Origin of the sequence: Herbiconiux ginsengi (assembly GCF_900107435.1) — a bacterium.
Taxonomy (GTDB): domain Bacteria; phylum Actinomycetota; class Actinomycetes; order Actinomycetales; family Microbacteriaceae; genus Herbiconiux; species Herbiconiux ginsengi.
The window spans coordinates 1,555,634-1,571,687 of record NZ_FNPZ01000001.1 but is presented as its reverse complement, the minus strand read 5'-3'; the positions used below and the strand labels follow the sequence as shown (position 1 = coordinate 1,571,687).

Sequence of the window (16,054 nt, the reverse complement as noted above, 5' to 3'; positions counted from 1 at the left end):
GCAACACCCAGGTTGATTCAGGGTCTTCAAATCGCGACGCCGTACCCTGGCCCATATGCCCGCACGTCTCAACCGCTTCACGGACCGCTTCCAGCGCGTCGTCGACGGCACAAAACGCCCGGTCGGAATGATCGCCCTGCTCAGCGTGGTGGCGGCCCTCCTCGTCACCGTGCTGGCCGTGCCCGCGATGGCCGTCACCGGCGTGTACGCGTCCCGCTCCGTGGACGTGCTCGACAGCCTGCCCGACTACATCCGCCCGTCGACGCTCGCCCAGAAGTCGGAGATCTACGCCACCAACAGCGACGGGTCGAACACCCTGCTGGCCACCGTCTTCGACCAGAACCGGCAGGAAGTGGGCTGGGACGACGTCTCGCAGTATGTGAAGGATGCGGTGGTCTCCACCGAAGACCCGCGCTTCTACGACCACCACGGCGTCGACATCGCCTCCACCCTCCGCGCGGCCGTCGGCAACGTCACCTCGGGCGGCGTCGAGAGCGGCGCCTCCACCATCACCATGCAGTACGTGCGCAACATCCTGGTGCAGCAAGCTGAGATGATCGACGACCCCGCCCAGCGCGAAGCCGCCTACGAGTCGGCCACGACCGAGTCGCTCGACCGCAAGCTGCAGGAGATGCGGCTCGCGATCGCGCTCGAGAAGCAGTACTCGAAAGACGACATCCTGCTCGGCTACCTCAACATCGCGAACTTCGGCGGCTCGGTCTACGGGATCGAAGCGGCCGCCGAGTACTACTTCGGCGTGAGCGCGAAAGACCTCACGCTCCCCCAGGCAGCGACCCTGGCCGCCACCGTGAACGAGCCGAACGGCCTCCGGATCGACGAGCCCGAGAACATCCCCGATAACCAGGCCCGCCGCAACGAAGACGTGCTGGCCTCGATGCTGAAGCAGAAGTCCATCACCCAGCAGCAGCACGACGAGGCCGTGGCGACACCGGTCACTCCGAACATCACCCAGCCCACCACCGGATGCCAGGCCGCAGCCAACGGGGCGGCCTATTTCTGCGACTACGTGACCTGGATCGTGAAGAACGACCCCAGCTTCGGCGACACCGCCGACCAGCGCTGGTCGAACTTCAAGCAGGGCGGTTACAAGATCTACACCACCCTCAACACCGATCTGCAGGCCAACGCCGACGAGACGATGAAGGAGTACATCCCGGCCGCCTACGACGGCGCCGACCTCGGCTCGACGATCGTGACCGTGGAGCCCGGCACCGGACGCATCCTCGCGATGGCGCAGAACACCACCTTCGACGACGACCCCGACACCGTGGCGCCGGGTGCCACCGCGGTCAACTACAACACCGACATCGACTACGGCGGATCGTCGGGGTTCCAGGTGGGCTCGACCTACAAGGTGTTCGCCCTCGCGCAGTGGCTGAAAGACGGCCACACCCTCTCCGACCGCGTGAGCGGCAACGAGAAGGAGTGGGACATGTCGACCTTCCCGAACTCCTGCCAGACGCTCGGCGGACCTTGGGAGCCGGCGAACGACGGCAGCGCCCGCCCCGGAACGATGTCGGTGCAGAGCGCCCTGACGAACTCGGTGAACAACGCCTTCGTGGCCATGGCCCAGCAGATGGACCTCTGCCAGATCAAGGACACCGCAGCCTCCCTGGGCGTGCACCGCGCCGACGGCGGCGAGCTCGACACCCAGCCCTCCTCGGTGCTCGGCACCAACGAGATCGCGCCGCTGACGATGGCGGCCTCCTACGCGGCCATCGCCGCGAACGGCCTGTTCTGTGCTCCGGTGGCGATCGACAAGATCGAGGGACCCGACGGCACCGAACTCACGCCGCCGCAGGCGAACTGCACCCAGGCCCTCGACCCGAACATCGCGTCGACCCTCGCCTACGCCATGCTGGGGCCGATCGAGAGCGGCACTGCCACCGCCTCCGATCCGGATGACGGCATCACCCACATCGGCAAGACCGGCACCACCGACAACGAGAAGGACACCTGGATGGTGGGCGCCTCCACCACCGCCGCCACCGCGGTGTGGGTGGGCAACGTCAACGGCAACGTGTCGATGACCGAGGTGGAACCCAACGGCTACGCCGGAAGCACGGTGCGGCACCGCATCTGGCGCTCCGTGATGACGGCCAATGACGACGTCCTCAGCGGCGGCGATTTCCCCGACCCCGACCGGGCGCTGGTGAACGGCTCGTCGTCGCGCTTCGATGACTCCGGCTCGGATTCGGAGTCCGGCTCCTCGCCGAGCCCCACCGCCACACCGACGCCGACACCCACGCAGGAGGCCCCGGCCCCGCCCGCGCCGGTCGACCCGGTGCCGCCGGTCACCCCGGTCCCGACCCCCACGTCGACACCGGCGGCCGAGTCCCCGTAGCGGTCGGTTCGAAATCGCAAACGTCGCGCCAACCTCGCCGCTATTCGCGGAGGTCGGCGCGACGTTTGCGGTTTCGAACCTAATCGGCGCGCGGCTCGCCGGTCAGGCGGAGAGTTCGGCCAGCTTCTGCTCGATGACCGTGGCGGCGTCGTCGATCAGCTCCTCGCTGATGACGACGCTGGGGAGGAAGCGGAGCACGCTGTCCCAGCTGCCGGCATCCAGCACGATCACGCCGTTCGAGGTGGCGTGTTTGATGACGGCGGTGAGAGCCTCGGGGTTGGGCTTCTTGGTGCCCGGATGCACGAGCTCGACACCGAACATCGCGCCCTTTCCGCGCACCTCGCCCACGACGGAGTACTTCGACGCCCAGTCGCCGATGCGCGCGAAGAAGGCGTGCTCGACGCGCTGCGCCTCGGCGATCAGGCCGTCGCGCTCGATCAGGTCGAACACCGCGAGTGCCGCCGCGGTGGAGACCGGGTTGCCGCCGAAGGTGCCGCCGATGCCACCGGGCTGCACGGAATCCATGATCTCGGCGCGGCCCGTGACGGCCGCGAGCGGGAAGCCGCCGGCGATGCCCTTCGCGCTGGTGACGAGGTCGGGCACCACACCGTGGTGCTCGATGGAGTACCAGGCGCCGGAGCGGGCGATGCCGGCCTGGATCTCATCCGCCACGAACACGATCCCGTTCTCGGTGCAGAACTCGCTGAGGCGCTTGAAGAAGCCGGGGGCGGGGATGACGATGCCGCCGTCGCCCTGGATCGGCTCGACGAACAGAGCCGCCAATTCGGTCGCCCCGATGTGGGTGGTGATGTAGTCGATGGTGCGCTCGGCGGCTTCTTCGCCGGTCATGCCGTCGGGGTCGCGGAAGGGGTAGCTGATCGGCACGCTGTAGATGTCGCCCGGCATCGGGCCCATCCCGGCGCGCTCGGGCCAGGGGCGGTAGGTCATGGCCATGGTGAGGTTGGTGCGGCCGTGGAAGGCGTGGTCGAGCGTGGCGATGACGCGGCGGCCGGTGTACTTGCGGGCGATCTTCACGGCGTTCTCCACGGCCTCGGCACCGGAGTTGACGAGGATCGAGCGCTTCTCGAAGTCACCGGGGGTGATCTCGGCGAGCTTCTCGGCCACCTTCAGGTAGTTCTCATAGGGGGTGACCGTGAAGAGCGTGTGGGTGAGCTTGCCGGCCTGCTCGGCGGCGGCTGCGGCGATCGCCGGATGCGCGTGGCCGATGGTGGTGACGCCGATACCGCAGCCCAGGTCGATGATCTGGTTGCCGTCGACGTCGACGAGGATGGCGCCTGATCCGTGGTCCATGTAGATGTCGGCGAGGGTGCCGGCGCCGCGAGAGACGGTCTTGCGGCGACGTTCGTGCAGCTCGCGCGACTTCGGCCCGGGCAGTTCGGTGACGAGCTTGCGGGCTTGCGGAACGGAGAAGGTGTCGACAGAAGTGGGCATACTCCGAGCCTAACCGCTCGGGTGTTTCACTCCTGTTTCGGTCGTGTTCACCGCCGCCTCGCGGGACAGGTGGCGACGTGGTCGTCGACGACGCCGACGGCCTGGAGGTAGGCGTAGATGATGGTGGAGCCGACGAAGGTGAAGCCGCGCTTCTTCAGGTCTTTGCTGAGGCGGTCGGAGAGCTCGGTGGTGGCGGTGAAGCCGGTGGCATCAGCAGGTCGCACCACCGGTTCGCCGTCGACCCAGCTCCAGAGGTAGTCGGCGAAGCTGCCGAATTCCTCTTGCACACCGATGAATGCGAGCGCGTTCTTGCGCGTGCCGAAGATCTTCAGGCGGTTGCGGATGATGCCCTCGTCACCCATGAGCGCCTCGAGCTCGTCGTCGCCCATCGCCGCGACCGCTTCCACGTCGAAATCGTGGAACGCCCGCGCATACCCTGCGCGCCGGTTCAGGATCGTCGACCACGAGAGCCCCGCCTGCGCCCCCTCGAGCACGAGGAACTCGAACAGGTAATGGTCGTCGCGGCTCGGCACGCCCCACTCGGCATCGTGATAGGCGCGCATCGCGGGCGATCCCGTGGCCCAGGGGCAGGTGCCGTCGTGCGGGTCGGGGGTGCCGGGGCCGGGGAGTTCGCTCATGCGTCGATCCTCTCAGGCGCCGGCGACATCCGCGTGGCCGCACTACACCCCGGGTGCGCGCACCACCGCACTGGCCGGGTGCAGACGATCAGCCGCCGGCGGAGGAACCGAAGCCCGATTTGCCCGAACCGCCGAAGCCGCCCTTCAGGGGCGCACGATCGCCCGCCTTCGCGCCGGCCGGTGCGGGCGAGACCACGTCGGACTGCAGCTTCGAGCCCGGCGCCGCGAAGCCGCCGCTCGGCACCGGCGCCCATCCGGAGACCCGCGGCGAAGCCCAGCGCGAACCCGCGAACAGCAGTGGGCCGAGCCACAAGCCCGAATAGTGGGCCGACGGATACCGTGACGACGGCTCGCAGAGATCCTCCGGGGTGTCGACGATGTCTTCGCCCTGGCGCTCCAGCACGGCGATCTGCTCCGTCACATCCGCGATGCAGTCCTCTTTCGAGTCGTACATGGGCCGCTCGGCGTTCTGAGGCACCACGTATTTCTCGCCGTCGGCGCCCTCGAGCACGATGCCCTCTTCGGTCGGCGCACACCCCGAGAGCGCCAGCACGGCGCCCGCGATCGACGCGACGGCGACCCCGCGCTGCACGGCGGCGCGCGAGGGCCGGGCGAGACCGGCGCGCTGACCGGCGGCGATGCCCGAGAGGGTCAGCCGGGCGGATCGGGCGGATTTCACGAGGCCTCCTGGGTGTGGTCCGGCTCGATGTAGTGCGGCACGAACTCGGCGAGGTCGCCCGTGATCGGGCCGCTGGTCTCGCGAAGGTCGATGCCGGCCGGGGTCTCCCCCACGATCCAGCTGCCGATCACCGCTGTCTTACCGGGGATCGGCGCGAACCGCGCCCGCTCCTGGTAGACGAAGCCCTCGTCGCCGTACGCCCCCTCCGCTGAGGCGATGACGACACCCGACGCGTCCATGAGGCGCACATTCGCCCCCTCGCGGCCGAGCCGCGGCTTCGCGACGTGCGCGCAACCGGCCAGTGCATCCGCCGAGGCGAACGCGGGCAGGAGGTTCGGATGCCCGGGGAACAGCTCCCAGAGCACCACCAGCAACTGCTTGTTGCTGAGCAGCAGCTTCCAGGCCGGCTCGACCCACTGCGTCGCCCCGCGACTGGCCGGCAGGAACCCGCCGAACTGCTCGGCGAGCATCCACTCCCACGGATACAGCTTGAAGATGCGACGGATCGGCTCGTCGTCGGCATCGAGGAACGTCGCGTCGTCGACGCTCCAGCGCACGTCTTCCATGAAGATCAGCTTCGGGTCGAAACCCGCTGCCGAGGCCGTCTCGGCCATGTAGGCCACGGTGTCGAAGTCCTCGACGATGAGCTCGCCGTCACCCGTGTCGTGCAGCGAGGCGAGGTGCAGCCGCGCGCCGGGTGCGAGGCCCCAGCGGGCGGTGCGGACGTGCTCCCACTGCTCGATCAGGAGCTCGTGCAGGCCGTTGAACTGATCGGCCTCGGCCGGCAGGACGCCCCGCGCGGTCTGCTCCTCGAGCCACTGCCACTGCGCCGCCGCGGTCTCAACGAGCGAGGTGGGAGTGTCGGCGTTGAACTCGAGCAGCTTCACGGTGCCGTCGCCGTCGTAGGCCAGGTCGAAGCGCCCGTAGACGGTCGGATCGTCGTCGTCCCACGACGCGCGCACCAGCTCGTGGAAGCGTTCCGGGATGCCGAACTCGTCGAAGCGCCCCTGTCGCACCACGAACTCGACAGCGTCCATGCAGCGCGCGAAGAGCTCGGCCGTCGCCTGTTCGAGCAGCTCGATCTCCGGCATCCGGAAGACATATGCGGCCGACTCGCTCCAGTACGGCCGGCCGCCCTCCGACTCGAGGTCGTAGAAGCTGAACCCCACTTCGTCCAAGCGCTCCCGCCAGTTCGGGCGCGGGGTGATCTCGACACGACGCATGATCCCCGAGCCTAGCCCGCACTCTCGCCGAGCGAGCCCCCGATGCGCTCAGCTCAGGGAGTCGAGCGCCTCGAACTCCTCGGGCGAGAGGTGGATGAGCGCGGCATCCACGTTCTCCTCGAGGTGCACCACCGAGGAGGTGCCCGGGATCGGCAACATCACCGGCGAGCGGTGCAGCAGCCAGGCGAGGGCGAGCTGGGCGGGCGTCGAGCCGTGCGCGGCCGCCAGCTTCGCCAGCGGCGACCCCTCGCCCGAGAGCGCTCCGGTGGCCAGGGGGAACCACGGGATGAAGGCGATCCCCTCGGCCGCTGAGTAGTCGAGCAACTCCGATGCACTGCGGCTCGTGAGGTTGAAGAGGTTCTGCACCGAGACGATCGGAGCGATGGCGCGCGCCGCCACCACCTCGTCGACCGTCACCTCCGAGAGTCCGATGTGGCGCACCTTGCCCTCGCTCTGCAGCGCTGCGAGCTCGCCGATCTGATCTTCGAGCGGCACCTTGGGGTCGATGCGGTGCAGCTGCAGCAGGTCGATGCGGTCGACACCCAGGTGCCGCAGGTTGAGCTCGGTCTGCTGCCGGAGGTATTCGGGTCGGCCGACCGGGGTCCACCGGTGGGGGCCCTGGCGGGTGAAGCCGACCTTCGTGGCGATCGCCACCCCGTCGGCGTACGGATGCAGGGCCTCGCGGATGAGCGCATCCGTCACGAACGGGCCGTAGGCATCCGCGGTGTCGATGAGGTTCACGCCGAGTTCGACCGCGCGGCGCAGCACGGCGATGGCGGCGGATCGGTCGGCGGGGTCGCCCCAGACGCCCGGACCGGTGAGCTGCATGGTGCCGAAGCCCAGTCGGTTGACGGTGAGATCGCCGCCGATCGTGAAGGTTCCGGATGCGGCAGCGGGCGGTGCGGTGTCGTTCGACGTCATGCAGAGGTGAACCGGGCATCCGCTCTGTGCATTCCGCTCGGTCGTGCCCACGCTGAGAGCATGAAAGTCACCGAAACGAGCGATCTCTGGTGGAGGAGCACGGTCATCCACTGCCTCGACGTCGAGACCTCCACTGGGTGCGAACCGAGCGAGCGGCTCCAGTACTGAGGCCGCCGAACTCTTCGTCCTTGCCTTCGGCGGGCGCGCGCTGCCACGCTTCTGACACGACAGGACGCGCGACGGCGCAGCGGCGAGGTGGGCATGGACTTCTACGGGATCATCGAGATCGTCGGCAAGGTGATCGACGCCGCGGGGGTGGCGGCGATCGTGGTGGGAGCGTTGTACGCCTCGCTCAACGCGCTGACGCGCGGGCTGCGGCGTCAGCGGCCCGTGTACACGCAGTTCCGGCGGCTGCTCGGGCGCGCCATCCTGCTCGGGCTGGAGTTGCTGGTGGCGGCCGACATCATCCGCACGGTGGCGGTGACGCCCACGCTCGAGAGCGTCGCGGTGCTGGGGGCGATCGTGCTCATCCGCACCTTCCTCAGTTTCTCGCTCGAGCTCGAGATCACGGGGCGGTGGCCCTGGCAGAAGCCTTCGGCGGTGCCGGCGGGCGGGGACCCGGCGGGCGGCGCGGCGCAGGGGCAGGACGGGTGAATGTGCGGGTGAATCGGGCCCGCTCCGCACCGAGGCTCACGCGGGCGGCTTAGCGTTGCCGGATGTCCGCTCTGCCCGCCTCTGCGTCCGACCCGGCGCTCGGCGACTACCGGCTGCTCGCACTGGGCGATGAGGCGGAGTTCTTGGTGGAGCGGCTGACCGAGCGGGGCTGGCAGCCGCAGGCCGAGATCTGGGCCGATGGCGACGGGTTCGTCGTGGCCCACTCGGTGATGCCGCCGGATGCGCGTTCGATGGAGCGGTTCGGACGGTTCCCGACGCCCGAACTGGCCATGCAGCGCTTCGCGCACTGGGCGCGCACGGGCGAATAGTGCAGCGGCGCTGGTCGGGCTGATCCAGCGCGGGCTACTCGGGCTGGTCGACCGCGTCCTGCTCGGGCTGATCCACCGCGTCGAGGCGCACGGTGCCGCCGGCGTCGACGCTCCAGCCGGAGTTGTGCGCCATCTCCCGCTGATCCATGCCCGCCATGCTGACCCCACCGCCCGACATCGGCATCCCGCCCGCGTCAGACCGCCTGGGCGAAGCCCGCGGGGGCGGCGGCGTCGGCGAGCGGGGCGAGCGGGGCCGGGATCTCCCAGCCCTTGCGCCGCATCGACTGTGCCCAGAGGCGTCCCGCGCGGTACGACGACCGCACGAGGGGGCCGGCCAGCACGCCGAGGAAGCCGATCTCCTCCGCCTCCTCCTTGATCTCCACGAACTCCTCCGGCCGCACCCACGACGCCACGGGCAGGTGCCGCGGCGACGGCCGCAGATACTGCGTGACGGTGATGATGTCGGTGCCGGCGTCGTGCAGATCCTGCAGCGCCTGCGAGATCTCCGCGCGGGTCTCCCCCATGCCGAGGATGAGGTTCGACTTCGTGATGAGCCGCGCATCCCGCGCCTGCGTCAGCACGTCGAGCGAGCGCTCGTAGCGGAAGGCAGGGCGGATGCGCTTGAAGATGCGCGGCACCGTCTCCACATTGTGGGCGAAGACCTCGGGGCGCGAGTCGAACACGACCTGCAGCAGCGACGGGTTGCCCGAGAAGTCGGTGGCGAGGATCTCGACGCCCGTGCCCGGGTTGAGTTCGTGGATCTTCCGCACGGTCTCGGCGTGCAACCACGCCCCCTCGTCGGGCAGGTCGTCGCGCGCCACCCCGGTGACCGTCGCGTAGCGCAGGTTCATCGACACCACGGATTCCGCCACCCGGCGCGGCTCGTCGGTGTCGTAGTCGGCGGGCTTGCCGGTGTCGATCTGGCAGAAGTCGCAACGCCGGGTGCACTGCGATCCGCCGATCAGGAACGTCGCCTCGCGGTCCTCCCAGCACTCGAAGATGTTGGGGCAGCCGGCCTCCTGGCACACCGTGTGGAGTTCCTTCTCCTTCACGAGGCCCTGCAGTTCGCGGTATTCGGGGCCGAACTTGGCCTTCGTCTTGATCCACGACGGCTTCCGCTCGATCGGCGTCTCGGCGTTGCGCACCTCGAGGCGCAGCAGCTTGCGGCCCTCGGGGATGTGGGGCGCGCTCATCGGGCGCCCGCCGCGACGACCTCGTGGCCCACGCGCACCAGGTCGCGCATCCGGTCGCCCGGCGATTCGAATTTCGCCATCACCGAGTCGACCACGTCGACCGGATCGACCCGGCGCCCCAGGATCTCGCTGATCGTGGTGACACCGGCGTCGCGGATGCCGCACGCCACGATCCGCTCGTAGGGCTCGAGGCTGTTGCTGCAGTTGAGCGCAAAACCGTGCGTGGTGACCCCGGAGGCGACGCGGATGCCGATGGCACCGAGTTTCGAGGTGGTGCCGTCGACGGTGGTCCAGATGCCGGAGCGCCCTTCGACCCGATGCGCCACGACGCCCAGCTCGATCACCACGTCGAGCAGCAGGCTCTCGAGCGAGCGCACATAGGCGACCACGTCGATCGGATCGGGCAGCCGCAGGATCGGGTAGCCCACGAGCTGCCCCGGCCCGTGCCAGGTGATCTTGCCGCCGCGATCCACCTCGACCACGGGCGTGCCGTCGACGGGCCGCTCGGAGTCCTCGGTGCGCTTGCCCGCGGTGTACACGGCCTCGTGCTCCAGCAGGATCACGGTGTCGGGGGCCTGCCCCGCCACCACCTGGTCGTGCAGGCGCGCCTGCAGCTCGAGACCCTCGGCGTAGGGGACGAGCCGCCGCCCCACGCCTTCCACGACGAAGTCTGTCATGGGGCAAGCATAGGTTAATTGGACTGAGTCCAACAATCCTCTTTCCGGGGGAGCATCCGGCGCGTCCGCCGATCGATGACATTCTTGCTACGGAGTGCTACAGACGGCTACACTGAGCTCATGACCGCCGTCCCGGTGCGCGAGTTGCGCAACAACACTGCCGACGTCGTGCGCCGCGTGCAGGGCGGCGAAGACATCACGATCACCGCCAACGGGGTGGCGGTGGCATCACTCGTGCCGGTGCGGGCCGGCAGACGGGAGTGGATCGGGCCGGTCGACCTGATCACACTGCTCGGCACCCCGGCCGACGCCGGGCTCCGCGACGAGCTCGCCGATCTCGCGGGAGACACCACCGACGATCTCGGCCCGATCGCGTGAGCGGCGACCGCCCCGAGCGCGGGCTGCTCGACACCAGCGTCTTCATCGCCACCGAATCAGGTCGAGCGCTCGACCACGCGAGACTGCCCCAGCGGTCCTCCGTCTCGGTCGTCACTCTGGCCGAATTGCGCGCCGGGGTTCTCGCGGCCCGCGACACCGACACCCGGGCACGACGGCTCGCCACCCTCGAAGGCATCGCCGACGTCGAGGCTCTGGTGGTCGACGATCGTGCCGCAGCCCACTGGGCGCGACTGCGCTTCCGACTCGTCGAGGCAGGGCGGAAGGCGAACGTGAACGACCTGTGGATCGCATCCGTCGCCCTCGCCCACGATCTTCCGGTCGTGACGCAGGATGGCGATTTCGAGGCGCTGCTCGACCTCGGCGGCCCGGCGGTCGTGCGCGTCTGAGCCCTGGGGTGCGAGACGCCGAGGGTGCTCGAGCCGCCGGCGGGGCAGGATGGAGGGATGGGAGCCGATGCGGAGTTCGAGGAGTTGCTCGCCGAGGGCGAAGCCGTGCCGACCGCGGGCTGGGACTTCTCGTGGTTCGAGGGGCGCGCCACCGAGGAGCGTCCGTCGTGGGGTTACGCGGGCATCGCCGCCGAGCGGATCGCCGACGCCGACTCGGTGCTCGACATCCAGACCGGTGGCGGGGAGGTGTTCGCCGGCGCGCTCGCGGAAGCCGGCGCCCGCACCGGCCGCATGCCGTCGACCGTCTGGGCCACCGAGGGTCACACGCCGAACCTCGCGCTGGCCCGGGAGCGGCTCGAGCTCTTCCGCGGCGAGGTCGTGCAGGTGGCCGAGGACGCAGCGCTGCCGTTCGCCGCGGAGCGCTTCGATCTGGCGCTGAGCCGGCATCCGCAGTCCACGGACTGGGCCGAGGTCGCGCGTGTGCTGCACCCCGGCGGCACCTTCCTCACCCAGCAGGTCGCGGCCGGCTCGAACCGCGAGCTCTACGAGTTCTTCCTCGGGCCGCAACCCGCCGCCGAGAACACCTCGCGCAGCCTCGAGAACCTCGTGGCCGGGGCTCGGGCGGCCGGATTGCGGGTGGTGGATGCGCTGCACGAGTCGACGAAGGTCGAGTTCTTCGACGTGGCAGCGGTGGTGTACTTCCTGCGCAAAGTGCTCTGGACCGTGCCCGGCTTCACCGTGGAGCGCTACCGCGACCGGCTCGCGGCCGTGCACGCGCGCATCCAGGCCACCGGCTCGTTCGTGTCGCACAGCGAGCGTGCGCTGATCGAGGCACGCAAGCCCTGAGCGGCCGGCTGGGCGCGCGCCGCCCAGCTCTTGCCCCAAACGAAAGATCGGCGATTCTTCGCGCTACGAATCCCGGAAAGGTGCTCTCGCAGCCTGTCATCCTGACAACATGGACGACAGAATCACGCTCCGCTTCATGGCCGCCCCGCAGGATGCGGCGGCCGGCGGCGTCACAGTCGCGGCCGGCCGGGTGCTGGAGTGGATCGACAAGGCGGGCTACGCCTGCGCCGTCGGCTGGAGCTCCTCCTACTGCGTCACCGCCTACGTGGGCAACGTGCACTTCACCCGGCCCATCGCATCCGGTGAGATCATCGAGGCGCACGCGCGCATCATCCATACCGGACGCACCAGCATGCAGGTTCTCGTCACCGTGGAGTCGGCGGATGTGCGCAGCCGCGACTTCGCACCGGCCACGCACTGCATCCTCGTGTTCGTCGCGGTCGACGACGCCGGGCGGCCGCAAGCCGTGCCGCCGTGGTCGCCGACGTCGTCGAGCGATCGGATGCTGAACGCCCGCGCCGAGGAGCGGCTCGCCCCGCGCCGTGCCATCCGGGATGCGATGCAGCAGCAGACCTACTCGGAGTCGGGAACGACCCCGCAGACCGTGTTCCGCTTCCTGGCGGCGCCCGGCGACGCGAACTGGGGCGGCAACGCGCACGGGGGAACGGTGATGCGGTGGATCGACGAGGCGGCGTTCGCGTGCGCCGCCGGATGGACGTCGGCCTCGGCCGTCGCGGTGTATTCGGGTGGCATCCACTTCTACCGCCCGATCCGGATCGGGCACATCGTGGAGGTGGCCGCTCGCCTCATCCACACCGGGCCGCAGAGCATGCACATCGCGATCCACGTGCGGTCGGGATCGCCGGAGACGCCGCAGGCGCTGGAGCTCACGACCCAGTGCATGAGCGTGTTCGTCGATCTGGATGCCGCATCCGGGCGTTCCCGGCCGGTGCCCGCCCTGCCCCTCGTCTCCGACGAGGACCGACGGCTCGACGCGCACGCGCTCGACCTCATCCGCTTGCGCGCGGGCCTCGAGGCCCTCCCGCTCGCGTCGGCGCCCGTCCCGGCGTAGCGGGGCCGTGCGGCCCAGCGCAGCGCGCTGACCCGCACGTTCTGGCGCTTCCCTCGCCGCCCATTCCGCAAATCCGTGCGGATGAGCGCTCGCGCCGGGCGGCGTGGCGGCGCGGGCCCCCGGCATAGCGGTGAGGAGGAGGCGCGGCGCCTCGGTGGGGGGATGCGGGGCGGGAACGCGTGGCACCAGCGAGGGCGCGGGGCTGTCGGAGGCGCGAGGGTGTCAGCCGGCGGCGAGGCGCTCGAGGGCGTCGAGGGCGGGGCGTTGGCCCGCCAGGATCTTGACGCGTGCCTCCGCGAGCGGGAACCAGCGGGCGTCGTCGATCTCGGGGAACTGCTGCCGGCGGCCCGACCGCGGTGGCCACTCCAGCTCGAAGGTGTTGCTCACGACCGCGTCGGGCACCGCCGACGTCTCCGCCGCGAACACGGCGATCACCTTGCGCGACGGCTGCCGGAACTCCCCCAGCAGCACGTAGTCGACCTCCGGCGCCGGCGCACCCGTCTCCTCGGCGAACTCGCGCCGGGCGGCGGCGAGCGCCTCCTCCTCGGTGTCGTACTCGCCCTTCACCACCGACCACGAGCCCTCGTCTTTACGCGCCCAGAACGGCCCGCCCATGTGCGCGATCCACACCTCGACGCCGCCATCGCGACGCCGCCAGGGCAGGATGCCCGCGCTCAGCACCGGCATCCGTCACCCCGCCGTCGGCGCAAGCGTCGCCCCGGGCGACGTGGTGGGGGCGAGGGTCGCCGTCGTGCACATCCGGAGTTCGAGGGCGCCGGGCTGCTCGACCAGGTCGAATGCGACCCGGATCGACGCGAACTCGGCCAGCGACGACACGTGCGTCCCGCCGCATGGGATGCTCACGGCGCCGTCGGGAAGGTGGCACGTCCAGGTGCGGCGCCCGCTCAGGCCGCGTGCGTCGCCATCCTGCCGCACCTCGACCAGGGCTCCGGATGCGCACCACTCCGCGAGTCGGGCGTCGACCTCGGCGGCCAGCGCGGCGAGCGGGCCGGACGCACCCGACTCTCGCGACGTGCCCGACGCACCCGACTCTCCCGACGCACCCGACGCATCCGACCCACCCGACGTGCCCGACGCACCCGACGTGCCCGACGTGCCCGACCCACCCGACGTGCCCGACGCACCCGACCCACCCGACGTGCCCGACCCACCCGACGTGCCCGACGCACCCCACTCCCCCGACGTGCCCGACGTGCCCGACGCACCCGACGCCACTCCTGGGTCGGACGCGGAGGCGGGCCCGGCAACCACCACACCCTCCATGAGCACCGCCGGTGCGAAGCCCTTCTTGCGGAGCGACTTGCCGACGCGGTACACGTCGAGCGATCCGTTCTCCTCGATCGTCGACGACTCGATCGCGAGCTGGTCGAAGTTCGGATTGCCGCGGCCGTCGCGCGCGACATCCTTGGTCCAGGCACCGGCGAGCGCCTCGTTGAGCGCGAGTGACGCCAGATGGCAGGCGGTGTGCCCCGCCGACAGCCCACGCCGATACGCGGCGTCGACCTCGACGCGCGCCGTCGCGCCCTCCGCGAGCGGCCCACCCGAATCGTCGCCGCCTGGCGCCGTCGAGTCGCCAGAATCCGCCGCATTCGACGGCGTGATTCCGTCACTTCTTGGCGACTGGGTGGAAGGAGCGGACGAGGCGTCGAGCACGTGCGCCACCACGAATGCCCAGCCCTCGGCGCCGGGGCGCACCGGAACAGCGGAGCCGAGGAACAGCTGCGCTCCATCCGTCGCCCCCACCACGCAGTTGACGACGGGGAAGACCCGATCGCCCACCGTGAGCGTCGCCCGATCCGCCCCCTGGTCGGGCCAGGCCGCATCGACCGGATGGCACGCCGTCTCGTCGAGCAGCACCGCCGTGCGCCCGGCGTCGAGAGCCGAGACGTGAACCACGACCCCCGAGGAGGCCACAGCACCGGAGGGATAGGTGACGACGGTGTCGACGCGCGGAAGAACCATGTGCGCCATTTTCCCACTCAATCCATAGCGGGCTCATAGACTGCCTCCCTAGCGTCTATCCGTCGCATCCGGCACGACACCGGCCGTCGATCCCAGCGAGCAAGGAGCACCCGCGGCATGAGCCCAGCGAAGTCCGACAAGAGCATGTACGAGGGGCTCTCGAAGAAGGACCGCCAGGCGCTCTCCCGCGAGATCGCACGCATCCGTCGCGAGGAGGAGCAGCGGCGCAAGAAGCGCAACCGCGTCGTGCTCATCACGAGCCTCATCACGGTCGGCGTGCTCGCACTCGCCGGCACCGGCTGGGCGGTCTACAGCGGCATCCGTGCCACCTTCGTCGGACCGCTCAACATGCTGAGCGACGGCATCCTCTTCACCGGCGATCCGTCGGCCGCCTCGACGGCCGAAGGGGCGACGCCACCGCCGGCCACCGCCACCCGAACCGCTGCCATCCAGCCGGATGCGCAGCCCGTCGCCTCCGACCTCGACACCTCGACCGTGCTGCGGGTCACCGAATACGTCGACTACTCGAGCCCCGACGTCGCGAAGTTCGAGACCGCGAACGGATCGGCCCTGCAGTCGTACGTCTCTGCCGGCTACGCGAGCCTCGAGCTGCACCCTGTCGCCCTCGAGGGCGCCGGCAGCTCCGACAGCTACGCCACCCGCGCCGCGAACACCATCGCCTGCGTGGCGAACACGACTCCGGATGCGACGCTCGTCGTGCACAACGCACTGGTCGCCGCGCAATCCACATTGCCCGACGGCGGCCTGAGCAACGACGACCTCGTCGCGCTCGTGCAGAAGGCGGGGGTCACCGATCCCGCCGTCGCGAGCTGCATCACGGGAAACGAGTTCGACGACTGGGTGGCGAACTCCACCGCGCGGGCGCAGAAGACCATCCCGAACTCCGACGTCACGTCTCTCACCACGGTTCCGCTCGTGGTCATCGACGGCACCGCCTACACCGGAGCCCTCGACGACACCGAGGCGCTGAACACCTTCATCACCGACGTCTTCACGAAGGCGTCGGCGGCGGCCGGTGAGGATGCGACGGGGACTGACGGATCGGGGACCGGCGGGTCTGACGGATCGGGCACCGGCTCGACCCCCGCGCCCACTCCGGCCCCCACCGACGGCCCCGCCGAGTAGCCTCGGTCGCCGGGAGGCACCTCGACCCGGCCTCCGTTCGGGAGGAGATCACGGCCATCCGCACGTTCGGGAGGACGGAGCATCCTCCCGA

At 70.0% G+C, this 16,054-nt stretch carries 17 protein-coding genes; 8 read left to right on the top strand and 9 right to left on the bottom strand.

The window, feature by feature from the left end:
• Positions 1-55: 55 nt before the first annotated feature.
• Positions 56-2,365: a transglycosylase domain-containing protein gene (locus tag BLW00_RS07430; RefSeq protein WP_092551238.1), complete on the top strand. Its 2,310-nt coding sequence runs from the start codon at positions 56-58 to the stop codon at positions 2,363-2,365.
• Positions 2,366-2,467: 102 nt separating this feature from the next.
• Here BLW00_RS07430 and BLW00_RS07425 read toward each other — a convergent pair whose 3' ends face one another.
• The 5 genes from BLW00_RS07425 to BLW00_RS07405 form a co-directional block, all read right to left on the bottom strand.
• The gene (locus BLW00_RS07425) at positions 2,468-3,817 is read right to left on the bottom strand and encodes an aminotransferase class III-fold pyridoxal phosphate-dependent enzyme (RefSeq protein ID WP_092551235.1); all 1,350 of its coding nucleotides are present in this window, start codon (positions 3,815-3,817) and stop codon (positions 2,468-2,470) included.
• Between the two features lie 47 nt (positions 3,818-3,864).
• Positions 3,865-4,455: a DNA-3-methyladenine glycosylase I gene (locus BLW00_RS07420; protein WP_092551232.1), complete on the bottom strand. Its 591-nt coding sequence runs from the start codon at positions 4,453-4,455 to the stop codon at positions 3,865-3,867.
• Positions 4,456-4,543: 88 nt separating this feature from the next.
• Positions 4,544-5,134, bottom strand: a complete 591-nt coding sequence (locus tag BLW00_RS07415; protein ID WP_092551229.1) for a hypothetical protein — start codon at positions 5,132-5,134, stop codon at positions 4,544-4,546.
• On the bottom strand, positions 5,131-6,357 hold the full coding sequence (locus tag BLW00_RS07410; protein WP_092551226.1) for a glutathionylspermidine synthase family protein: 1,227 nt from the start codon (positions 6,355-6,357) through the stop codon (positions 5,131-5,133). Before BLW00_RS07410 ends, BLW00_RS07415 begins: the two co-directional genes overlap by 4 nt.
• A gap of 48 nt (positions 6,358-6,405) precedes the next feature.
• Positions 6,406-7,278 carry an aldo/keto reductase gene (locus BLW00_RS07405; RefSeq protein WP_092551223.1) on the bottom strand — a complete coding sequence of 291 codons (873 nt, stop codon included), beginning with the start codon at positions 7,276-7,278 and terminating at the stop codon, positions 6,406-6,408.
• 261 nt (positions 7,279-7,539) lie between these two features.
• Between BLW00_RS07405 and BLW00_RS07400 the strand changes: the two genes are divergently transcribed.
• The gene (locus BLW00_RS07400; RefSeq protein ID WP_092551220.1) at positions 7,540-7,932 is read left to right on the top strand and encodes a DUF1622 domain-containing protein; all 393 of its coding nucleotides are present in this window, start codon (positions 7,540-7,542) and stop codon (positions 7,930-7,932) included.
• 62 nt (positions 7,933-7,994) lie between these two features.
• Positions 7,995-8,261, top strand: a complete 267-nt coding sequence (locus BLW00_RS07395; RefSeq protein WP_092551217.1) for a hypothetical protein — start codon at positions 7,995-7,997, stop codon at positions 8,259-8,261.
• Positions 8,262-8,455: 194 nt separating this feature from the next.
• Here BLW00_RS07395 and lipA read toward each other — a convergent pair whose 3' ends face one another.
• Positions 8,456-9,454: a lipoyl synthase gene (gene lipA, locus BLW00_RS07390; RefSeq protein ID WP_092551214.1), complete on the bottom strand. Its 999-nt coding sequence runs from the start codon at positions 9,452-9,454 to the stop codon at positions 8,456-8,458.
• Entirely contained in the window at positions 9,451-10,131 is a 681-nt protein-coding gene (lipB, locus tag BLW00_RS07385; protein ID WP_092551211.1) for a lipoyl(octanoyl) transferase LipB, read from the bottom strand. The genes lipA and lipB overlap by 4 nt, the downstream gene beginning before the upstream one ends.
• A gap of 120 nt (positions 10,132-10,251) precedes the next feature.
• Here lipB and BLW00_RS07380 point away from each other — a divergent pair, with 120 nt between their 5' ends.
• The 4 genes from BLW00_RS07380 (at position 10,252) to BLW00_RS07365 (ending at position 12,834) form a co-directional block, all read left to right on the top strand.
• On the top strand, positions 10,252-10,509 hold the full coding sequence (locus BLW00_RS07380; protein WP_092551208.1) for a type II toxin-antitoxin system Phd/YefM family antitoxin: 258 nt from the start codon (positions 10,252-10,254) through the stop codon (positions 10,507-10,509).
• Positions 10,506-10,916, top strand: a complete 411-nt coding sequence (locus BLW00_RS07375) for a type II toxin-antitoxin system VapC family toxin (RefSeq protein ID WP_175494176.1) — start codon at positions 10,506-10,508, stop codon at positions 10,914-10,916. The genes BLW00_RS07380 and BLW00_RS07375 overlap by 4 nt, the downstream gene beginning before the upstream one ends.
• A 57-nt stretch (positions 10,917-10,973) precedes the next feature.
• The gene (locus BLW00_RS07370; RefSeq protein WP_092551205.1) at positions 10,974-11,762 is read left to right on the top strand and encodes a class I SAM-dependent methyltransferase; all 789 of its coding nucleotides are present in this window, start codon (positions 10,974-10,976) and stop codon (positions 11,760-11,762) included.
• Positions 11,763-11,871: 109 nt separating this feature from the next.
• Positions 11,872-12,834, top strand: coding sequence for an acyl-CoA thioesterase (locus tag BLW00_RS07365; protein WP_092551202.1), 963 nt, complete (start codon positions 11,872-11,874; stop codon positions 12,832-12,834).
• Between the two features lie 222 nt (positions 12,835-13,056).
• Here the strand turns inward: BLW00_RS07365 and BLW00_RS07360 are convergent, their stop codons facing one another.
• The gene (locus BLW00_RS07360; protein ID WP_092551199.1) at positions 13,057-13,521 is read right to left on the bottom strand and encodes an NUDIX domain-containing protein; all 465 of its coding nucleotides are present in this window, start codon (positions 13,519-13,521) and stop codon (positions 13,057-13,059) included.
• Between the two features lie 3 nt (positions 13,522-13,524).
• Complete coding sequence (locus BLW00_RS23390; protein WP_175494175.1) at positions 13,525-14,817, bottom strand: hypothetical protein; 1,293 nt, start codon at positions 14,815-14,817, stop codon at positions 13,525-13,527.
• A 117-nt stretch (positions 14,818-14,934) separates the two neighbouring features.
• On the opposite strand from BLW00_RS23390, the gene BLW00_RS07350 reads away from it, so the two are divergent.
• Positions 14,935-15,963: a DsbA family protein gene (locus BLW00_RS07350; RefSeq protein WP_092551196.1), complete on the top strand. Its 1,029-nt coding sequence runs from the start codon at positions 14,935-14,937 to the stop codon at positions 15,961-15,963.
• The last annotated feature ends 91 nt before the right edge of the window (positions 15,964-16,054 follow it).